The following is a 19,428-nucleotide window of genomic DNA, read 5'->3' on the forward strand; positions in this document are numbered from 1 at the left end:
TGCCGACTGTCGCCAATTCGACTCCAGTGTGATCTGCCCCCGGTCCGGGCGGGCGGGTGCGGAAGATCGGGACCTGTGCGGCGATGGTGCGCCGCGGGCGGTCAGAACCGCACGGTGAACACCACGTGCCGATCGTCGCGGGTGGCGCGCTGGAAGAAGTCGATCACTTCTTGCAGCCAACCCCAGGCGTATGCGCGCTCGTCGGCGCCGTACTCGGGATTGCGATCGTCGAGCGGCATCGCGTCGTAGCCTGCGGCGAACTCGGATTCGGTGATGCCGGCCAGATATGCGGCGACTTCAGCGACCCGGTCGGGCGTCAGGTAGGTGATCAGTTGGTCGTCGGTGTCCGTGTTGAGGTCCTCGTCCCCCAGGATCACGCCGTATGCCGGCCAGTGCTCGGGCGCGCGCTGGTACCCGGCGCTGGAGAGGGAGCACAGGATCGGGTCCCACGCCTTGTCCGTGTCGCACGAGAACTCGGAGCGCCCAGTCTCCTCGATGTCCTCGACCACCGCGCCGAGCCTGCCGTCGTCGCCACGCGCGCCGAGAAGTTCCGCTGCCACGCGGTCGGAAAGCGCGAAATGCACCCCAAGTTCCATGGTGTCACGCTAACGGCTGTGCCTGCGCATCCGACTGCGCGGCAGGGATTCGACGCGTTCCGATCGTTCCGAACTGCGGTCCTGGCCACGTCGGCACCTCATCAGCGGAGATATCGGTGTCGATGAGCCCCGGTCGGTGTACGGCCACTCGGCCGGGCGTACCTGCACCGTTGCCCCGCTCCGGTCACCTGGCCCCCTGCACGAGTCACCATCGCACGAAAGGGGTTGCCCGCAGCCCCAGTTGACGACTTTTCGAACCTGACTCGCGTTCCCCTCCGACAGCGGCGGATCTGCGGCATTCAGAAAAACAAGCACACATGCTTGCTTAGTTGGGTGGGCCCGCTTACAGTGACGCAATTCGACTGATGTGACTGCCGTCACTGCGCCGGTCTCGGTGGCCTTCCGCGCTCTCACGACGACTGATCGGAATTGTTGATGGACAAAGGAATTGACAACGGGTCGACGATTTCCACGATGCTCGCCGCTCGGGTCGCGACAGCACCCGAGTCGACGTTCGTCCACTTCGGTGGCGAGGCGTTCAGCTACGGTGAGATCGACGAGCAGTCGGACCGCGTCGCCACCGGTTGGTTGCGTCTGGGTCTCGGCCACGGCGACCGCATCGCGATCGCGGCGACGAACTCACCGCACTGGATCGTCGCGCACCTCGCTGCGGCGAAGATCGGGGCGGTGCTGGTCACCCTCAACGTCGTCTACCGCGAGCGCGAGTTCACCCACATGCTCACGCAGTCGGGGGCCCGCGCCCTGATCTGCGACGCGGAGTCGAACGGATTCGAGTTCGGCCCCTTCCTCGACCAGCTGCGACCCGACATCCCGACGGTCGAGCATCTGGTCTTCCTCGGTGGTGGCGAGACCCCGGGCCGACGACGGTGGGCGGACCTCGCAGCCACCGAGCCCGAACCGGCGATGCTCGCCCGCGCCGCCGAGGCCGTCCGGCCCACGGATCCGGCGGTGATCCTCTACACCTCCGGAACGACCGGGACGCCCAAGGGCGCCACCATCACTCACGCCAGCCTGCTCGCCTCGGCCGTCGCACAGGTGGAGCGGTTCGAGCAGTCTGCGGCGGACGTGATCCTCGGTGTCATGCCGTTCAACCACGTCGGGGGTTTGACCTGCACGCTGGGCTCAACCCTTGTCACCGGGGGCGCGATCGCGCTGCTGCCGAGGTTCCATCCGGATCTGGTGGTCGACGTGATGGCGGACACCGGGGTGACGATGTTCGTCGGCGTCCCGACCATGTACAAGATGGTGCTCGGCGCGGACTCCTTTGCGGGCACGGACATGTCGAGCGTGCGCCTGTGTGTCGTCGGCGGGTCCAACCTCGAACCGGCCCTGGCGGAGCAGGTCGCGGCGAGATTCGACGGCGTCCGGATCGCGAACCTCTACGGTATGTCCGAGACCTCCGGCGCCTGTGTCATCTCGCCGCCGGGTGACTCTCTGGAGACGGTCGGCCGCAGCATCGGGATCATGACCGGCGACTTCGAGGGCCGCATCGTCGACGACCGGAACACCCCACTCTCCCCGGGGGAGGTCGGCGAGCTGCAGGTCCGCGGCGGGTGCGTAGCGGCGGGCTACTGGCAGCTGCCCGACGAGTCGGCCGCGACATTCCTCGCCGACGGCTGGCTCGCGACGGGCGACGTCGCATCGATGTCCGAGGACGGGCACGTCAGCCTGCTCGGTCGCCGCAAGGAGATGTACGTGCGCGGCGGATACAACGTCTACCCGGCGGAGATCGAGAACGTGCTGGCCGCGGACCCGACGGTGGCGCTGTGCGCGGTGATCGGGGTGCCGGACGAGACGTTCGGCGAGACCGGGTACGCCTTCGTGGTGCCCGCACCCGGTGCTGCGGTGGACCCCGAGTGGCTGATCGAACGGTGCCGGCGAACTCTGGCCAAGTACAAGGTGCCCGACCGAGTCGAGGTGGTCGACGGCCTGCCGATGACGCCGGCAGGCAAGATCCGGAAGGTCGCGCTGACGCCGCGGACCTGACCGGCCTTGTGGGCCGATCCGGGCGGTGGCAGATCGGTGTCGAACCCTGACCGGTATGCCTGACCCGGTCTGGCGAACCGGCCCCGTCCTGCCCGCAGCTCGGTTGAGAGGACCCGCGACGCGCGGATAATGGCGGCGGGAGGCACTATGACCGCCGAAACCCCGTGGACGAGCGCCTCGTCCACCGTGTCGAGGACCTGTCCACCACCGACCCGCAGTTCCGGGCCGCGGCACCCGACTTGGCCGTGACCGCCGCCGCGCGCCGCGGCGGGCTGAGATTGTCGGAGGTCGTGGCCGCGTATCTGGACGGCTACGCCGATCGTCCCGCGCTCGGCCGCCGGGCCCACACGCTCACCACGGATCCGGACTCGGGCCGCACCACCGTCGCGCTGCTGCCGCGGTTCGAGACGATCACCTACCGTGCGCTGCGAGAGCGGGCTGCCGCCCTGGCCCGTTCGTGGCAGGCGGAGTTGCCGGGCGGTGTCCGCGCGGGTGACTTCGTGGCGGTGCTGGGCTTCACAAGCATCGACTACGCGGTCATCGATCTGACCTGCATCCGGTTGGGGGCCGTGTCGGTTCCCCTGCAGTCCAGCTCGACGGCAAGGCAGCTCGCACCGATCGTCGCCGAGACGGCGCCCCGCGTGCTGGCCGCGGAACTGGACCGGGGCGCCGCGCTGCCGGCGGTTCCGGCGTTCGTCCCCGCGCAGGACGACGATCCGCTCGCGATGCTGATCTACACGTCGGGCAGCACGGGCGCCCCCAAGGGGGCGATGTACACCACCGACATGGTCACCCGCATGTGGCAGCGGTCGCGCGGTCCGGACGCGGACGTCGACGGCCGGGTGCCGGCGATCCACGTGCAGTACATGCCGCTGAGCCACGTGTTCGGGCTGGGATGGCTGGTGACCACCCTCTCGTCGGGCGGCACCGGGTACTTCGCCGCGCGCAACGCGATGTCCTCGCTGTTCGACGACATCGCGTTGGCGCGCCCCACCGCCCTGAATCTGGTTCCGCGCGTGTGCGAGATGATCTTCCAGCGCTACCGGAKAGAGCTGGACCGTCGGCCTCCCGGCGCGAGCCCCGACGCGGTGAAGTCCGACCTGCGCCGGAATGTCCTCGGCGGACGGGTGCTCACGGCCCTCTGCGGCAGCGCGCCCCTGTCGGAGGCGATGCACTCCTTCGTCGAATCGACGCTCGACGTCACGGTGAACGACGGCTATGGCTCCACCGAGACCGGCGGCGGTGTCCTGCGCAACGGCCGGATCCTGCGGCCCCCGGTGACCGACTACAAGCTCGTGGACGTCCCCGGCTACCTGACCGGCGACGAACCGTATCCGCGCGGCGAGCTGTGCGTGAAGTCCACGAACCTGATCCCGGGCTACTACAAGCACCCCGAACTGTCGGCGAGCATCTTCGACCAGGACGGCTTCTACAAGACCGGCGACATCATGGCCGAGACCGCGCCCGACCGTCTCGTCTACCTCGACCGACGCAACAACGTCATCAAGCTCTCGCAGGGCGAGTTCGTGGCGATCTCCAAGCTGGAATCCGTGTACTCCACCAGCCCGTACCTGCGGCAGATCTTCATCTACGGCAGCAGTGAACGGTCGTTCCTGCTCGCGGTGATCGTGCCGAACCCCGACACGGTCGGCGACGGGGACGCGCACACCCTGATCGCGGCCTCGCTCCAGCAGATCGCCGACGACGCCGACCTCGAGTCCTACAAGATCCCCCGCGACTTCCTGCTCGAATCCGAGCCGTTCACTCGGGACAACGGGCTGCTGTCCGGGATCGGCAAGCTGCTGCGCCCCGCCCTCGCGGACCTGTACGGGCCGCGGCTCGAAGCGATGTACGACGAGATCGCCGCAGGACAGGAAACCCGGCTCGCGGAACTGCGCGCCGCCGCCGCCGACCTGCCCACGCTTGAGGCGGTCCGCCGCGCCGCCGCCGTCACACTGGGGGTGCCGGACGCGGACATTCCCGACGGTGACGACGCCGGCTTCGCTGACCTCGGCGGAGATTCGCTGGCCGCGTTCACGTTCGCGACGACACTGGAACAGCTCTTCGACGTCGTTGTGCCGGTGCAGACGATCGTGAGCCCCATCGCGACCCTCGGCACCATCACGAAGTACCTCGACGGCGAACGCAGTTCGGCCGCGACCCGGCCCACGTTCGCGTCGGTGCACGGCCGCGGCGCCACCATCGCCCGCGCGGAGGACCTGCGCCTGGACGCGTTCATCGACGCCGCCACGTTGGCCGCCGCGCCGTCGCTGCCCGCGCCGACCGGGACGGTGGACACCGTCCTGATGACCGGGGCCAACGGGTATCTCGGCCGCTTCCTGTGCCTCGCGTGGCTCGAGCGGCTGGCCCGCACCGGTGGGACGCTGATCTGCATCACCCGCGGCGCCGATCCGGCCGAGGCCCGGCAGCGGATCGTCGCCGCGATCGACAGCGGCGACGAGGACCTGTCCGTGCGGTTCCGCGCCCTGGCCGACGATCATCTCGAGGTGCTCGCCGGGGACGTCGGCGATCCGTATCTGGGGCTCGACCAGCCGACGTGGAGCCGACTCGCGGACTCGGTCGATCTGATCGTGCACTCCGCGGCCCTCGTCAATCACGTGCTGCCCTACAGCCAACTGTTCGGCCCCAACGTGGTGGGCACCGCCGAGATCGTCAGGCTGGCGATCACTGCACGGCTCAAGCCCGTCGACTACATCTCGACGGTCGCGGTCACCGCCCTGCCCGGCGGCGGGTTCATCGGCGAGGACGTCGACGTCCGCGCCGCGAGCCCGTCCCGCGCACTCGACGCGTCGTACGCCAACGGTTACGCCACCAGCAAGTGGGCGGGCGAGGTTCTCCTGCGCGAGGCCCACGACCTGTGCGGGCTCCCGGTCACGGTGTTCCGGTCGGACATGATTCTCGCGCACAGCCGGTACGCCGGGCAGCTCAATGTGCCCGACATGTTCACCCGCCTGATGCTGAGCCTGGTGGCCACTGGGATCGCGCCGCGATCCTTCTACCGACTGGACGCGGCGGGCCACCGGCAACGGGCCCACTACGACGGGCTGCCCGCCGATTTCACGGCCGAGGCGATCACGACCCTCGGCGCGCAGGTCACCGGCGGCTTCCGCACCTTCAACGTGCTCAACACGCACGACGACGACATCTCCCTGGACCGGTTCGTCGACTGGCTCGTCGCGTCGGGTCACCCGATCGAGCGGATCGACGACTACGACGACTGGCTCGCCCGCTTCGAGGCTGCGATCGAGTCACTGCCCGACAACCAGCGACAGCACTCCGTGCGGCCCCTGCTGAGCGCCTACGCGCACCCGGCGCCCGCGAGGCCCGAGGCGCAGCCGCCGTCCGAACAGTTCCGCGCCGCAGTGCAATCGGCGGGAATCGACGGGTTCGCGGACGTGCCGCATCTGACCGAGTCGTTGATCGACAAGTACATCGCCGATCTGCGGCGTCTCGGCCTACTCGCGGCGTCCCCGAGCGACGGGTAGCCGCCGCGACGCGCGCTCGGCCGTCACGGTCCGGGTGGCTGCACGATCCGCACGGACCGGGGCATCGCCCCGACGGTGAACCCGCATCGGCGCGCGGCGGCGGCGAACGGCTCCGGGGCGTCGTCGGCGGGCCAGTCGTCGCGCGCACCCGCCGGGCCGAACAGCGCGGCGGCGTTCGCGGACGATCCGGTGGTGAAGCGGCTCTGGTAGCGGACGCCGTCGAACTGCGCCGCGAGCGCGGTCGCCCACTGCCGGGGCACGTCGTAGGGCGTGACGGTGCACAGCTCCCGGGTGACGCCGAAATCCGCGGCGGTCTCCGCGCATGTGTCGGCCAACTGCCGCCGGGTGGGGATCCGCAGCTCCGACAGCGAACGCTCCGTTGCGAACTCGTCGGTGATCACGCCGAGCGACGCCAGCACCTCCCCCGCCGTCTCGCGGATCGCGGTGCGCTCGTCGAAGGCGACGTAGCAGGTGCCGTTCGGGTCGTCGAGGTCGAATCGGCCGCGGCCGGAGGACGCGAACCACCACGCGCCGTTGGCCGTGCGATGCCCGCGCAGCAGCCGTCGGCGGGTGGTCAGCGACCACCCGGGAAATCCGTCGAGCGACCTCGCGCCGGGCGGACCGAGCGCGACGACCTCACGGGTCATGCAGCCCACCGTTGGGCGTCGGCGCGCGCGGCGACGCGGACGGGTTCGACGGGGCCGTCGGAGACGAGCCAGTCCGCGGCGGAGCGGCCGTCCAGCGCGTCCTGCGGCGTGCACAGCCACAACGCGCATGTCCACGCGTCCGCCGCCCCGCGCAGGATCCGCCACACCTCGACGACCGCCGGATGCACGGCGCCGCCGGCGGTGAACTGCCACACCGGGTACACCCACTGGCCGTCGTCGAGCCGACAGGCGATCAGCGCGTTGGTGGCGACCTTCTTGCTCACGGCCTGACGGCTCACCCGCCACCAGCGGGTGAGACCCGAGGTGTCGTAGAACGGCCCGACGATCTGGTCGTACACGTGGCTGGTGGGCAGGGCCGCCGACATTGCGTCGGCGATCGCCTCGACGTCGGCGAACGTCTCGGCCGGGACCCCCGCCTCGGCCGCGGCCGCGAAGGTGCTGTGCACCCGCCGGGTGAGCAACTCGATCAGTTCGCGTTCCTGCTCGACCAACGACGTCACTGCCCAGTCCTCTCGCCCGTCAACCTTGTCAACCACACCCTGCCACCCGACAGTCAACCACGTCAACCAATCGGCGCGGCCGCGACGAGGCCCCCGCCCCTTCCACGTGCGTCGATTCGGTGTCGTTTCGTTGCGGTTCCCGGTTCCCGGTCCGCAATGATTGGGAGGAGCTGACCCCACATCAGGAGGCGCTCCCGTGGCTACCGCGACACATCCGGTTCGCATCGGACTGCACATCCAGCTCCAGCACGCCGACTACGACGCCATCCGCCGAACCGTGCGTGAGGCCGAAGAACTCGGCGTCGACATCGTGTTCGACTACGACCACTTCTACCCCCTGTCCGGCGACCTGACCGGAAAGACGTTCGAATGCTGGACGACCCTCGCCGGGTGGGCCGAGACCACCGACCGGATCGAGATCGGCCCGCTCGTCACGTGCAACGCCTACCGCAATCCCGACCTCCTGGCCGACATGGCCCGCACGGTCGACCACATCAGCGACGGACGGCTCATCCTCGGCATCGGATCCGGATGGGCGCAGAAGGATTTCGACGAGTACGGCTACGCATTCGGCACGGCCGGCAGCCGCCTCGACGATCTGGCCGCCGCGCTGCCACGCATCGAACACCGCCTCGCGGTGCTCAACCCGCCCCCGGTTCGGAAGATCCCTCTGCTCATCGGCGGCGGCAGCGAGAAGAAGACGCTCCCGATGGTGGCCCGCCACGCCGACATCTGGCACGGGATCGGCGATCTGGACACCCTCGGCCGCAAGAACACCCTGCTCGACGAGTACTGCGCGGCCACCGGCCGCGATCCTCACGAGATCGAACGCAGCGCACCCGTGTCACCACAGCTCGGTACCACACCACCACAGCTGCTCGACCTGGTTTTCACCCTCTTCACGTGGACGATCGGCGGCCCGCACTACGACCTGAGCCCACTGCGACCGTGGCTCGACTGGCGCGACCGGCACAACCGCGCGTGATCACGCCCGACTGTCGGGCTCCGTAATCTACGGCGCATGGAGCAGCGCCAGGAGACGGGTGGACCCGACGGCAGGCAGCGGGTTTCGAGAACCGCCGCGGAGCGGCCCGAGAACAGTTCCGTCCTGTTGGTTCCCTCGCTGGTGTTCATCGCCCTGGTCGTCGCCGCGGTCGGCAGCCTCGGGGCACCGCTGATCACCAGCGTCGCCACCACGTTGCATGTCTCGCTCGCCAGCGCTCAGTGGACGCTGACCATCACCTTGTTGACGGGCGCCATCGCCACGCCCGTCCTGGGCCGCTTGGGGGCCGGCCCGCATCGCAGGGGCACCATTCTCGTCACGCTGGGGGTGGTGGTGGCGGGAAGCGTGCTCACCGCCCTTCCCCTGCCGTTCGCCTGGCTGCTCGTCGGCCGGGCCGCACAAGGCGTCGGGTTGGGGCTGACCGCGCTGATGATGGGTGTGGCCCGCGACCATCTTCCCGAAGATCGCGCGGTCTCGACGATCGCGCTGGTGTCGGTGGCGTCCACCATCGGAATCGGCGTCGGCTACCCCCTGGCCGGACTGCTCACCGAGCTCGGCGGCCTGCGCGCCGCCTACGGGCTCGGCGTGGTCGTCACCGCAGTTGCGTTCGTCGCGGCCCTGCGCAGCATGCCCGTGCCGCCCGAAGGGCGCTCGGCCCGGGTGGACGTACCCGGCGCGCTGCTCCTGGCCGCCGGACTGCTCCTCGTTCTTCTCCTCGCCAGCGAGACGAGCCTGTGGAACCGGCATCTCGGCCTGGCCGTGGCCCTGGCGGTCGTCGCGGTGCTCCTGCTCGGCGTCTGGACGGCCTACGAACGCCACGCGAAGGCACCCCTTGTCGATGTCCGGCTGATACGACACCCGGCCGTGGCCGGAGCCAATGCCGCCATGTTCGTCGGCGGCATCGGCATGTACCTGCTGGTGTCCCTCATCACGCGCTACGCCCAGACGCCGCACGGCGCCGGCTACGGGTTCGGGCTCTCCACCTTCGTCGCCGGTCTCGTCCTCGTTCCGTTCTCCCTGATGGGCTTCGTCGCCGGCAAACTCACTCCTCACCTGCGGGACCGAATCGGCGGACCCGCACTCCTGGCTGCTACCGCCATCGTCGTGCTCGGCGCCTTCGCCCTGTTTGCCGGCGCCCGCTCGAATCTCACCGAAGTGTTGGTGTCGATGGCGATCCTGGGCTTCGGTGTCGGGAGCTTCTCCGCCGCGATGCCCGCAGTCATTCTGGCCGTCACCCCGAACAGTGAGACGTCGAGCGCGATGAGCTTCAACCAGGTCGTGCGCAGTGTCGGGTTCTCCATCGGAAGCGCTGTCGGCGGCCTGATGCTCGCCACCGGCACCCCTGCCGGGGAACTCTTCCCGACCGACGACGCCTACACGAGCGCAGCGTGCATCGGCATGGCGGCAATGGCAGTCACCGCGATCACGTGCATCACCCTCGCCCGCCGGCCCGGGCCCCGAGACGACACCGGCACGACCCCGGGAGCGAGGCGTCCGGAGGACCATGCCGGATCCGATCATCGCTGAGCGAACTCCTCGACGTAACGCCGCATCCTGCGAACGTGGGAGATCGCTCGCTAAGCTTTGTCGCATGGCACGGATCCGGTCTGTATTCACGCGCCGGCTGAACCTTGTTCAGCTCACGTGGATGGCCGTGCTGGCGTTGGTGGTTGCCGCAACGGCGATCGACGGGCCGGCTGCGGTCGTCGGCGCCACGGTTGCGGTCCTTCTTCTGCTCGCCGTGGCCGGGCAGAGTGTGCTGCCCCGACTGCACTCGCTGACCGAATCGGCCTCCGGCCCACCCAGGGAAGAGCAGCGGCTGCGTGGCGCGTTCCGCAGGCAGAGCGCCCCCGACACCCCCGGCCGCCCCTGTCGGCCTCGAGCACCCGGACAGGTCCTCGCCGCCGCATAGCACCGCTGATGCTGTGCGGCCGCCTCGGTCGACCGTCCCTTTTCCACGCCGTCACGAGTCCGCACAGGACACCGGCGCGAACTCCCACCCGCACGATGCCGTGTAACGCCGCGTCGTGCAGCAAAGAGGTGCTCACCATGCTCGACTTCATCTACTACCCCGTGTCCGCGATCCTGTGGTTCTGGCACAAGGCGTTCGGCTCGATCCTGGGCCCGGACAACGGATTCGCCTGGGCGCTGGCGGTGGTGTTCCTGGTCTTCACCCTGCGCGTTCTGCTGCTCAAACCCGCGATCAACCAGATCCGCACGACCCGCCAGATGCAGGAACTGCAACCGCAGATCAAGGCCCTGCAGCAGAAGTACGCCGGCGACCGGCAACGCCAGGCGACCGAGATGCAGAAACTGCAGAAGGAGCACGGGTTCAACCCGCTGATGGGGTGCCTGCCGGTGTTGGTGCAGGCACCGGTGTTCCTCGGTCTGTACCACGTGCTGCGCTCGTTCAACCGCACCGGAACCGGGCTGGGCCAACTCGGAATGACTCCCGAGGCCAACGCCAGTACCCCGAACTACATCTTCAGCGCCACCGATGTCCAGTCGTTCCTGAGCGCCCGTCTGTTCGGTGCACCGATCTCCGCGGCGATCGCCAGTCCGCAGAGCACCCTGGCGTCATTCGCTCCGTACGGCGGAGTCCCCACCGTGGCCACGATCGCCGCCGTGGCCGTCCCGCTGATGGTGCTCGCCGGCCTTGCCACCCACTTCAACGCCCGGGCATCGGTGCGGAGGCAGCGTCCGGACACGGCGGCCAACCCGCAGTCGGCGATCATGAACAAGCTGATGCTGTGGGGCTTCCCACTCGGCGTCCTCGTCGGCGGACCGTTCCTGATGATCGCGATCCTGCTGTACTGGGTGAGCAACAACGTCTGGACCTACGGCCAGCAGCACCTCGTCTTCGCCCGTATCGACCGGGAGGAATCGGCGAAACAGTTGGAGACTGCCGAACGACGGCCGGCCGCCGGGCCCCGACCAGGCGCCCGACCGAATCCTGCCCGGCAGAAGCGGGGTCGGCGAAAGTAACAGCCGAAGCACCGGGTTCACCGCCGGATCAGGGTCCGGACCAGGCGCACCCCCTGCCCGAACGACACCTCGGGCAGGTAGGCGCGGCCTACCGCGTTGCCGATGCTCGGCAACGCGACGGGGTCCGGGAAACACATGTGCATCGGGTCGTACCGCGGCTGGAACTTCGACTTGAAGGCAAGCAACGACCGGAACCCGTACACCGGCTCGAGGGTCTGGCCCAGCACCTCGAGCACCGAGTCCAGTGCCTCGGACAGGCCCGGCCGGACGTCGTCCGCGGGCGCGGCCGTGACGGTGTCGTCGCCCTGCTGCACCGTGGCCAGCGGCGCCCCGGACAGGCTGACGAACTCCGCGCCCTCCTGTTCGAGCGTGATCGCGGCCGACGCGATGAGGAACTCCATCGCCGGCCGGAAGCCCTGGTGCAGACCGTCGGCGCGCCGGCGCATGAAGTCCAGCGTCCAGCCCACCACCACGCCGTCGCGGTACACCGGCAGCCACGACRTCACCCCGTGCACGGTGCGCTGCTCGTCGACGGCGATCAGGCAACGCACCTCGGGGTCGTCCATCTCCTGCAGCCCGCCGAGCGTGAACCCCATCTCGGGCATCCCCTTGTCGGCCACCCACTCCTCGGAGATGGCCGTGATCTGGTCGGTGATCGACAGCGGTGCGGTCGAGAAGCTGATCCACTCGGCGGTGATCCCCGACTTCGCGGCGCGGTTGAGCGCGGTGCGCACGTCCTGGAACTTCTTGCCGGTGAACGCGATCGAGCCCAGATCCAGCACCGTCTCCTCGGCGACCTGCACACCCACCCAGCCCAGGTCCTCGGCCGCGGCCCGGACGTCCCCGGTCACCGAATAGAAGCACGGTGTCCAGCCGTTGGACGCGGCGAACTCGGCGAACCCGACCACGTCGTCCCGCACCCGGTCGCGCCGGCCGACCGGCCCTCCGGTGGTGAGCGCGACACCGCCGATGACGCGGTACGCCACGTAGCTGTCGCCGGCGGCGCCGAACCAGTACGAGTTGCCGTGCCAGGTCGTCATCCACGACAGCGCGCTGCCCGACCCGGAGGTGAGGATCGCCCGGGCCCGCTCCGCCGCGCCGCTTTCGGCCCCGTACGCGGGTCGCAGGAATGTGCCCGCCACCAGGAGGCAGGCCACCACCCAGAACACGACGCCGGTCCACTCGTAGAGCAAGGTCGACGCCCAGTCGACCGGCAGCAGCCGCGGATCGAGCATCTGCAGGTACACCGGCGGGACCAGACGTTCGGGGAAGTCGGCGATCAGTGTCGTCATGGTCGGCCGGCGGTCGAAGCCGCCCCGCGCCCACATCCCGCCCAGGACATAGAGGACACCGAGCCCGACCACCAGCGCCCCCAGCTCGGCGGACATCCGGAGATACGTCTTCGGGGGCGCCTTGACATCGAACAGTTTCCGCGTCGCGAGCAGCAGGATCACCAGCGCCAGCGGGGTCAGGAACGGGATGAGTGTGCGGTAGACATTGGGCGATTCCAGGCCGTAGAAGAGCGTCTCCTCGTCGGCCACGTCGATGTAGCGGACGACGAAGTTCAACAGCGACAGCGCCAACAGCACCACCTGCGCGACGGTGGCCGCGATCCACGCGAACCGCCGGCCGCGCCGCAGCCCGTCGCACAGCACCAGCAGGAACACCGACGGCATCAGGCTGAGCAGCGTCGGGCCGATGCCGGACAGCCGCAGGTCCAGCTCGCCGCGCCGACAGTCGGGATCGGTCTGTGACGCCTCGCAGATCTCGCGCACCTCGGCAGCCGTCCAGGGCACGCCCCGGAACAGGTCGCGCAGCACCGCGAGCGGCCCGACGGCGTGCGGCGACAGCGCCGCGAGCATGGTGCCGATGGAGGTGGCCGCGACCACGATCGCGACCAGCACCCGCCCCTCGCGCCGGGTCCCCGAGATCCGGGGCCCGCGCGCGGACCGGCCCACGATCCACAGCCCAAGACACAGGCCCACCACGACGGCACCCAACCGGATCACGTCCTGCAACTGTCCGGCGAACAGCACCAGCGTGATCGTCAGCGCCAACAGTCCGACGCGGATGCGTCGGCGCCACAGCGTGTCCATCGACGCGCTGGCGACCATCACGACGCCGACGATCCAGGTGGTGGGGCCGACCGCGGTCCCGATGTGCAGACGGAAACCCCAGTCGGAGTCGAGCATCTTGACGACAGTCGCCACGGCCAGGCCGAGGACCGCCCCCGCCACCTGGGTGACCGCGGCCGACACCGCGAACCGTCCCGACCCCATCCGTCGTTCGATCGGGGCCGCGACAAGGAACACGAGAACGGTCGCACCGAGATAGCCGGCAAGTCCGGACGCCCACAGACCGGCGGTCAACGGAGTCCACAGCCGCCAGTGCTCGATCGGCCCGATCCCGACCGCCAGGTGCCGATCGACGAGCTGGGTGGGGCCGTGCACGAGCGAAGCGGTCGCGAAGCCCAGCACCCAGATCACCGCGAGCAGCGTGACGCTGACCGGGGCGCCGGTGACACCGTGCCGGAGCAGGTCTACGACCCGCCGCCCGTACCGCCGCAGCGTGTTCACGAGATCAGCCCCATCCTCTTCGCCAGCCAGTCGAGTTCCTCCCGTAGACCCGTGGACCAGACCGAGAAGCTGTGGGCGCCCGGTACTTCCACGTACTGCACGTCCATGCCCGCGTTCTTCGCCGCCTCGAACACCTTCTTCGCGCCGCCGCGGTACGCGTCGTCGCGGTCGCCCATGACGATGATCCCCGCCGTGTCCGGGTAGCGACGCGTCTTCATCAGATCCATCGGATTGGCCGCCACGAAGGCGGCCTCGTCGCCGCCGAACGCCTCGTCGACGGTGCGCTGCCGGTCCCCGAGCGTCGGTTCCTCCTGCCCCGACAAGTCGAGGAACGTGGGATACACCTGTGGGTAGTTCGTCGCCAACTGCAGCGCGCACGTCCCGCCGTAGGACAGACCGGCCACCGCCCAGGAGCGGGGATCCGGGTCGACCTGTAGATGCGACTTCGTCCACGCGGGCACGTCGACCGCCAGATAGGTGGCGACGTTCCCGAGCTTGGAATTCATGCACAACGGGTTGGCGAGCTGCGACCCGGTGCCGTCCGGCACGACCACGACCGGCGCGAGCCCGTGATGGGCGCGCGCGAACGCGTCCATCGTGGCGGCCAGCTTGCCGCCGTTCAGCCAGTCCTCGGGCGATCCCGGCTGCCCGGCGAGCAGGACCAGCACCGGCAGCAGCGGCCGAGGACTGACGAAATACGACGGCGGGAGATAGACCACCGCGTCGCGCGCCGCGAATCCCGACGTCTCCCCCGGGATCGGCGCCGACGCGTACCGTCCGCTGTCGGGCATGCCGCCGGGGACCTGCGGCGCCCACACATCCTCGAGTGGGCGACCGGTGACGACCGGTCCCGTCGGCGGGGGCACCTCGGCGAAGTCGATCCGGTCGGGGTCGGGCAGACCGAGCGCCGTACCCACCGTCGGATAGGCGTAGAACACCTGATTGATCTGCACCGCCGCGACTAGCACCACCGTAGCGGCCGCCAGGACCGAGACGGGGATCATCCACCGGCGCCCGGCCACGATCCGCGGGACCAGCAGCAGCACCGCCCACAACCCGACCCCGATCCACAGATAGACCGGCTTCTCGACCGGATCGGGGAACGGCCGCCAGACGTGCTCGACGATCACGTACAGGGCCGCGGTCATCGCGGCCGCCCCGACGATCGACAGCGGCAGCGCCCACCGCAGGAACCACCGGCGGCGATCGGCGCACAGCCAGCCCGCCCCGAGGATGCCGAGCACCACGACGATCACCGGGAGCGGCCCGGACACCAGGGACACACGATCGAGCCAGCCGAACATCGGACCTCCGCCCCTGACGTTTCCCCCACCGGTATACCGCGCCGCGGGGGCGGTGCGACCCATACCACACCGACGCGCCGAAACTTACTACTGGCAGTAGTAAGCATTCGGAGCGGGCGGTCCGTAGAATCGCAGCATGGCTGGACTCGGCGAGCTCGAACGCGCGGTGATGGACCACCTGTGGTCCATGTCGGAACCTCAGACGGTGCGGCAGGTGCACGAGGCACTCGCCGCACGACGAGAGCTGGCGTACACCACGGTGATGACCGTGCTGCAGCGTCTGGCGAAGAAGCACCTCGTCATCCAGCAGCGCGACGACCGCGCCCACCGGTACCTGCCGGTGCACGGACGCGACGAGTTGGTCGCCAGCCTCATGGTCGATGCCCTGCAGCAGGCCGACGCGTCCGGTGAGCGCGCCGCCGCACTGGTGCATTTCGTGGGACAGGTGGGCGCCGACGAGGCCGCCGCGCTGCGTGAGGCTCTCGCCGCGCTCGAGGCGTCGGAGTCGGACAAGGCCGTGCAGACCGGCGATCCGGTCCGCCCGACCGGTCTCCGCCCGGGCACCGGCCGCGCGAGTTGAGACCCCTCACCTGCCATGACATGTAAACGATGAACGCCCCCACGGCGTTGGCATTCGGGGTGCTCGCGCTCGCTCTCACGGGACCCGTGCCAGCCCTGCTCAGCCGCGCACGGTGGACGTTCCGTTCCCCGCGGGCGGCCCTGGTGCTGTGGCAGGCCGTCGCGCTGGCCGCCGTGCTGTCGGCATTCAGTTCCGGGCTCGCCATCGCGAGCCGGCTGCTCGTACCGGGCCCGGACGGCCGACCCACCACGGAACCGACCGCCGAGATCGACGCGCTGGGGCTTCCGCTGTGGATCCTCTACGTGGTCGTGTTCGGACTGACTCTGTTGATCGGTGCACGGCTGATCTTCTCGATCGTGCGGGTGGCGATCCACACCCGGCGACGCCGCGCCCGCCACCGGATGCTCGTCGATCTCCTCGATCGCGGCGACGTCGACATATCGTCCGCGTTGGGCCGCATCTCGGACGTTCGCGTGCTCGACGCCGCGGAACCGATCGCGTACTGCCTGCCCGGGCTCCGGCAGCGGGTGGTCCTCAGCGAGGGCACGCTGAACTCGTTGAACGAGGCCGAGATCACCGCGATCCTCACCCATGAGCGTTCGCATCTGCGGGCCCGGCACGACCTCGTGCTCGAGGCCTTCACCGCTGTGCACCAAGCTTTCCCGCGGGTCGCGCGCTCCAAGTCGGCACTCGGATCGGTGCAGCTGCTCGTCGAGTTGCTCGCCGACGATTCCGCGGTGAAGGTGACCGGCCCGGCACCACTGGCCCGCGCGCTCGTCACCTGCGCGGGCTCCACGGCACCGCGCGGGGCGATGGCCGTCGGCGGTCCGAGCACGCTGGTGCGTGTGCAGCGCCTCACCGACCCGACCGGAGACGTCCGCATCGCCGTCGCCGCATACATCGGTGCGGCCGCGATCCTGGTGATCCCCACGATCGCCGTGGCCGTGCCGTGGCTGGTCGAGTTGAGCCGCCTGTTCTCGGTGTCCCATCACTGATTGCGCGCAGTAACGCTGGTCACAGCGCCGTGCCGGATCCTCGACACCGATCGAGATCGCGTACACTCGTTTGCGACCGCCATCGCGGTCCGATCAATCAATGTAGGCACACAGCCCCATCTCACCCGCGCAAGGCGCTCGGATGGCCAGGTGAATTGTGCCCTGGCTCGTCTCTTCGTGCGGCTGCGTGACAGCCCGCTCCGCGACGTGCCCGACGTCCGGAGAGGTAATTCCGCGTGACTAATGCTGCCCAAGATTCCGCTGCTCGAAACGAGAACGAGCCAGCAGTCGAGATTCCCGAGACCACGGTCGACACCGTGACCACCGAGGTGACGGCCGACGCCGTCGAGACCACCGAAGCTCCTGAGGTTTCCGAGACCGAGTCCGCCGAGGCCGACGGGACCGCCGAGGCCGACGGCACCGTCGAAACCGACGAGGCGACCGGCCTGACGTTCGCCGAGATCGGGCTCCCCGAGCCCGTGGTCGCCGCGCTGGCCCGGAACTCGATCACCAGCCCGTCCCCGATCCAGGCCATGGCGATCCCGGATGCCATCGCCGGCAAGAACATCCTCGGCCGCGCCCAGACCGGTTCGGGCAAGACCCTCGCTTTCGGCCTCCCGATGCTCGCCCGCCTCGCCCGCCACGACGAGCGCCCGGCCCCCAAGCGTCCGCGCGCCCTCGTCCTGGTGCCCACCCGCGAACTGGCCTTCCAGGTCGTCGAATCGCTGACCCCGTACGCGGGCTCGATCGGCCTGAACGTCAAGGCCGCTGTCGGTGGCACGCCGTTCACCAAGCAGGTCGATCAGCTGCGCCGCGGTGTCGACATCCTGGTCGCCACCCCCGGTCGTCTCGGCGATCACCTGCGGCAGAACACCTGCATCCTCGACTCCGTCGAGATGACCGCGCTCGACGAGGCGGATCAGATGGCGGACATGGGCTTCCTGCCCGAGGTCCGCACGCTGCTCGGCGACACCCCCGACGAGAGCCAGCGGCTGCTGTTCTCGGCGACGCTCGACAACGACGTCAAGACCCTCGTCCGCGAGTTCCTGCCCGAGCACGAGCTGCACTCCACGCAGGACGGCCGCGCCTCGGTCACCACGATGGACCACTACGTGCTGCTGGTCGATCGTGGCCAGAAGGACGCTGTCCTCGCGGAGATCGCGTCGCGTGAGGGCGGCCGCACGATCATGTTCGCGCGCACCAAGCTCGGCGCCGAGGGCATCACCGAACGTCTGCGTGAGCAGGGTGTGGCGGCGGAGTCCCTGCACGGCGGCAAGGCGCAGAACCAGCGCACCCGCGTGCTCGAGCGCTTCAAGAACGGCCGCACCCCGGTGCTCGTCGCGACCGACGTCGCGGCCCGCGGCATCCACGTCGACGGCATCGACCTCGTCGTGCACGTCGATCCCCCGGCCGATCACAAGGACTACCTGCACCGCGCGGGTCGCACCGCGCGCGCCGGCGAGGCCGGTGTGGTCGCCGCGATCGTGCTGCCGAACCAACGTCGCCAGTTCCGTCGTCTGACGGGCATGGCCGGCGTCAACGCCACCGCGGTGCCCGTGGCACCGGGCTCTGAGGAGCTCGCGACCATCACCGGCGCCCGCACTCCCAGTGGAGAACCGGTGCGCGAGAGCCACTTCCGCAGCGAGCGTGACGGCCGCGGCGATCGCCGTGAGCGGTCGTTCGGCGACCGTGGTCCGCGCCGCGAGGGCGGCTTCCGCGGCGGCAACCGTGACGATCGTGGCCCGCGCCGCGACTTCGGGGACCGTGGCCCGCGCCGGGACTTCGGTTCGCGTGACGATCGTCCGAGCGGCCAGCGCAGCTACGGCGATCGCCCGCAGGGTGACCGCAGCTTCGGTGACCGCGACAACCGCTCCTTCGGTAACCGTGACGATCGTGGCCCGCGCCGCGACTTCGGCGATCGGGACAACCGTGGCCCGCGCCGCGACGGCGAGGGTGGCGGCTTCCGCGGCAACTCGAGCAACCGTGACGGCGGCTTCCGGGGCAACCGGGACGATCGCCCCCAGGGTGACCGTCCGCGCCGCGACTTCGGTGACCGCGACAACCGCTCCTTCGGCAACCGCGACGACCGCTCCTTCGGCAACCGCGACGACCGCGGCCCGCGCCGCGACTTCGGTAACCGCGACAACCGCTCCTTCGGCAACCGCGACGACCGCGGCCCGCGCCGCGACTTCGGTGACCGCGACAACCGTGCACCGCGCCGCGACGGCGACGGTGGCGGTGGCGGCTTCCGGGGCAACCGGGACGGTGGCGGCTTCCGCGGCAACGACTCGCGGGGCGGCGGCTTCCGCAACGACCGCAACGACCGGAACGAGCGCAGCTTCGGCGATCGCGGTCCCCGTCGGGACGGCGACAACCGTTCGTTCGGTAACCGCGACGATCGTGGCCCGCGCCGGGACTTCGGCGATCGGGACAACCGTGGCCCGCGCCGCGACGGCGACGGTGGCGGCTTCCGGGGTAACCGGGACGATCGCGGCCCGCGCCGGGACTTCGGCGACCGCGACAACCGGTCGTTCGGAGACCGCCGCAGCAGCGGTGCGCCGTCCGAGCAGCGTTCGAGCGGCTTCCGTAGCCGCACCGACCGCCGCAGCTACGACGGTTTCGACGGCCCGAGCCGCGGCCGCAACCAGTAACACGCGGACCGGTCGGTGATCGATCGGTAGACCTGAGCATCGGCCCCGGCCGCCCGT

The 19,428-nt window shown here is 69.8% G+C and carries 13 protein-coding genes and 1 pseudogene; 9 read left to right on the plus strand and 5 right to left on the minus strand.

Translation table 11 applies throughout. The features are described from left to right. Nucleotides 1-101: 101 nt before the first annotated feature. Entirely contained in the window at nt 102-596 is a 495-nt protein-coding gene (locus AB4Z09_RS10895; protein WP_174910422.1) for a DUF1877 family protein, read from the minus strand. 435 nt (nt 597-1,031) lie between these two features. Here AB4Z09_RS10895 and AB4Z09_RS10900 point away from each other — a divergent pair, with 435 nt between their 5' ends. Next, a complete protein-coding gene (locus tag AB4Z09_RS10900; RefSeq protein WP_174910424.1) occupies nt 1,032-2,603 on the plus strand; it encodes a class I adenylate-forming enzyme family protein in 1,572 nt (523 codons plus the stop codon). A 164-nt stretch (nt 2,604-2,767) separates the two neighbouring features. Continuing rightward, nucleotides 2,768-6,109, plus strand: a complete 3,342-nt coding sequence (car, locus tag AB4Z09_RS10905) for a carboxylic acid reductase (protein ID WP_442239713.1) — start codon at nt 2,768-2,770, stop codon at nt 6,107-6,109. Between the two features lie 23 nt (nt 6,110-6,132). Here the strand turns inward: car and AB4Z09_RS10910 are convergent, their stop codons facing one another. Continuing rightward, nucleotides 6,133-6,756 carry an RES family NAD+ phosphorylase gene (locus AB4Z09_RS10910; protein ID WP_174910425.1) on the minus strand — a complete coding sequence of 208 codons (624 nt, stop codon included), beginning with the start codon at nt 6,754-6,756 and terminating at the stop codon, nt 6,133-6,135. Next, the gene (locus tag AB4Z09_RS10915) at nt 6,753-7,277 is read right to left on the minus strand and encodes a hypothetical protein (protein ID WP_114723595.1); all 525 of its coding nucleotides are present in this window, start codon (nt 7,275-7,277) and stop codon (nt 6,753-6,755) included. The genes AB4Z09_RS10910 and AB4Z09_RS10915 overlap by 4 nt, the downstream gene beginning before the upstream one ends. Before the next feature lie 196 nt (nt 7,278-7,473). Here AB4Z09_RS10915 and AB4Z09_RS10920 point away from each other — a divergent pair, with 196 nt between their 5' ends. The 4 genes and pseudogenes from AB4Z09_RS10920 to yidC all read left to right on the plus strand — a co-directional run. Continuing rightward, on the plus strand, nt 7,474-8,262 hold the full coding sequence (locus AB4Z09_RS10920) for an LLM class F420-dependent oxidoreductase (RefSeq protein ID WP_442239714.1): 789 nt from the start codon (nt 7,474-7,476) through the stop codon (nt 8,260-8,262). Between the two features lie 36 nt (nt 8,263-8,298). Further along, a complete protein-coding gene (locus AB4Z09_RS10925) occupies nt 8,299-9,807 on the plus strand; it encodes an MFS transporter (RefSeq protein ID WP_174910431.1) in 1,509 nt (502 codons plus the stop codon). A 64-nt stretch (nt 9,808-9,871) separates the two neighbouring features. Then, nucleotides 9,872-10,192: a DUF6412 domain-containing protein gene (locus AB4Z09_RS10930; protein ID WP_174907155.1), complete on the plus strand. Its 321-nt coding sequence runs from the start codon at nt 9,872-9,874 to the stop codon at nt 10,190-10,192. A 137-nt stretch (nt 10,193-10,329) separates the two neighbouring features. Further along, a pseudogene (yidC, locus tag AB4Z09_RS10935) lies at nt 10,330-11,250 on the plus strand (membrane protein insertase YidC); the annotation flags it as partial. Between the two features lie 32 nt (nt 11,251-11,282). Here yidC and AB4Z09_RS10940 read toward each other — a convergent pair. Then, a complete protein-coding gene (locus AB4Z09_RS10940) occupies nt 11,283-13,841 on the minus strand; it encodes a phosphatidylglycerol lysyltransferase domain-containing protein (RefSeq protein WP_442239715.1) in 2,559 nt (852 codons plus the stop codon). Next, complete coding sequence (locus tag AB4Z09_RS10945; protein ID WP_442239716.1) at nt 13,838-15,145, minus strand: alpha/beta hydrolase; 1,308 nt, start codon at nt 15,143-15,145, stop codon at nt 13,838-13,840. The genes AB4Z09_RS10940 and AB4Z09_RS10945 overlap by 4 nt, the downstream gene beginning before the upstream one ends. Before the next feature lie 136 nt (nt 15,146-15,281). Here AB4Z09_RS10945 and AB4Z09_RS10950 point away from each other — a divergent pair, with 136 nt between their 5' ends. The 3 genes from AB4Z09_RS10950 to AB4Z09_RS10960 all read left to right on the plus strand — a co-directional run bounded on the left by AB4Z09_RS10950 (nt 15,282) and on the right by AB4Z09_RS10960 (nt 19,371). Continuing rightward, nucleotides 15,282-15,725, plus strand: a complete 444-nt coding sequence (locus tag AB4Z09_RS10950; RefSeq protein WP_114723537.1) for a BlaI/MecI/CopY family transcriptional regulator — start codon at nt 15,282-15,284, stop codon at nt 15,723-15,725. Between the two features lie 29 nt (nt 15,726-15,754). Further along, complete coding sequence (locus AB4Z09_RS10955; protein WP_174910441.1) at nt 15,755-16,720, plus strand: M56 family metallopeptidase; 966 nt, start codon at nt 15,755-15,757, stop codon at nt 16,718-16,720. Nucleotides 16,721-17,013: 293 nt separating this feature from the next. Then, nucleotides 17,014-19,371: a DEAD/DEAH box helicase gene (locus AB4Z09_RS10960; protein WP_442239739.1), complete on the plus strand. Its 2,358-nt coding sequence runs from the start codon at nt 17,014-17,016 to the stop codon at nt 19,369-19,371. Nucleotides 19,372-19,428: the final 57 nt, after the last annotated feature.

It is taken from the genome of Rhodococcus sp. TAF43 (assembly GCF_052113525.1).
GTDB lineage: Bacteria > Actinomycetota > Actinomycetes > Mycobacteriales > Mycobacteriaceae > Prescottella.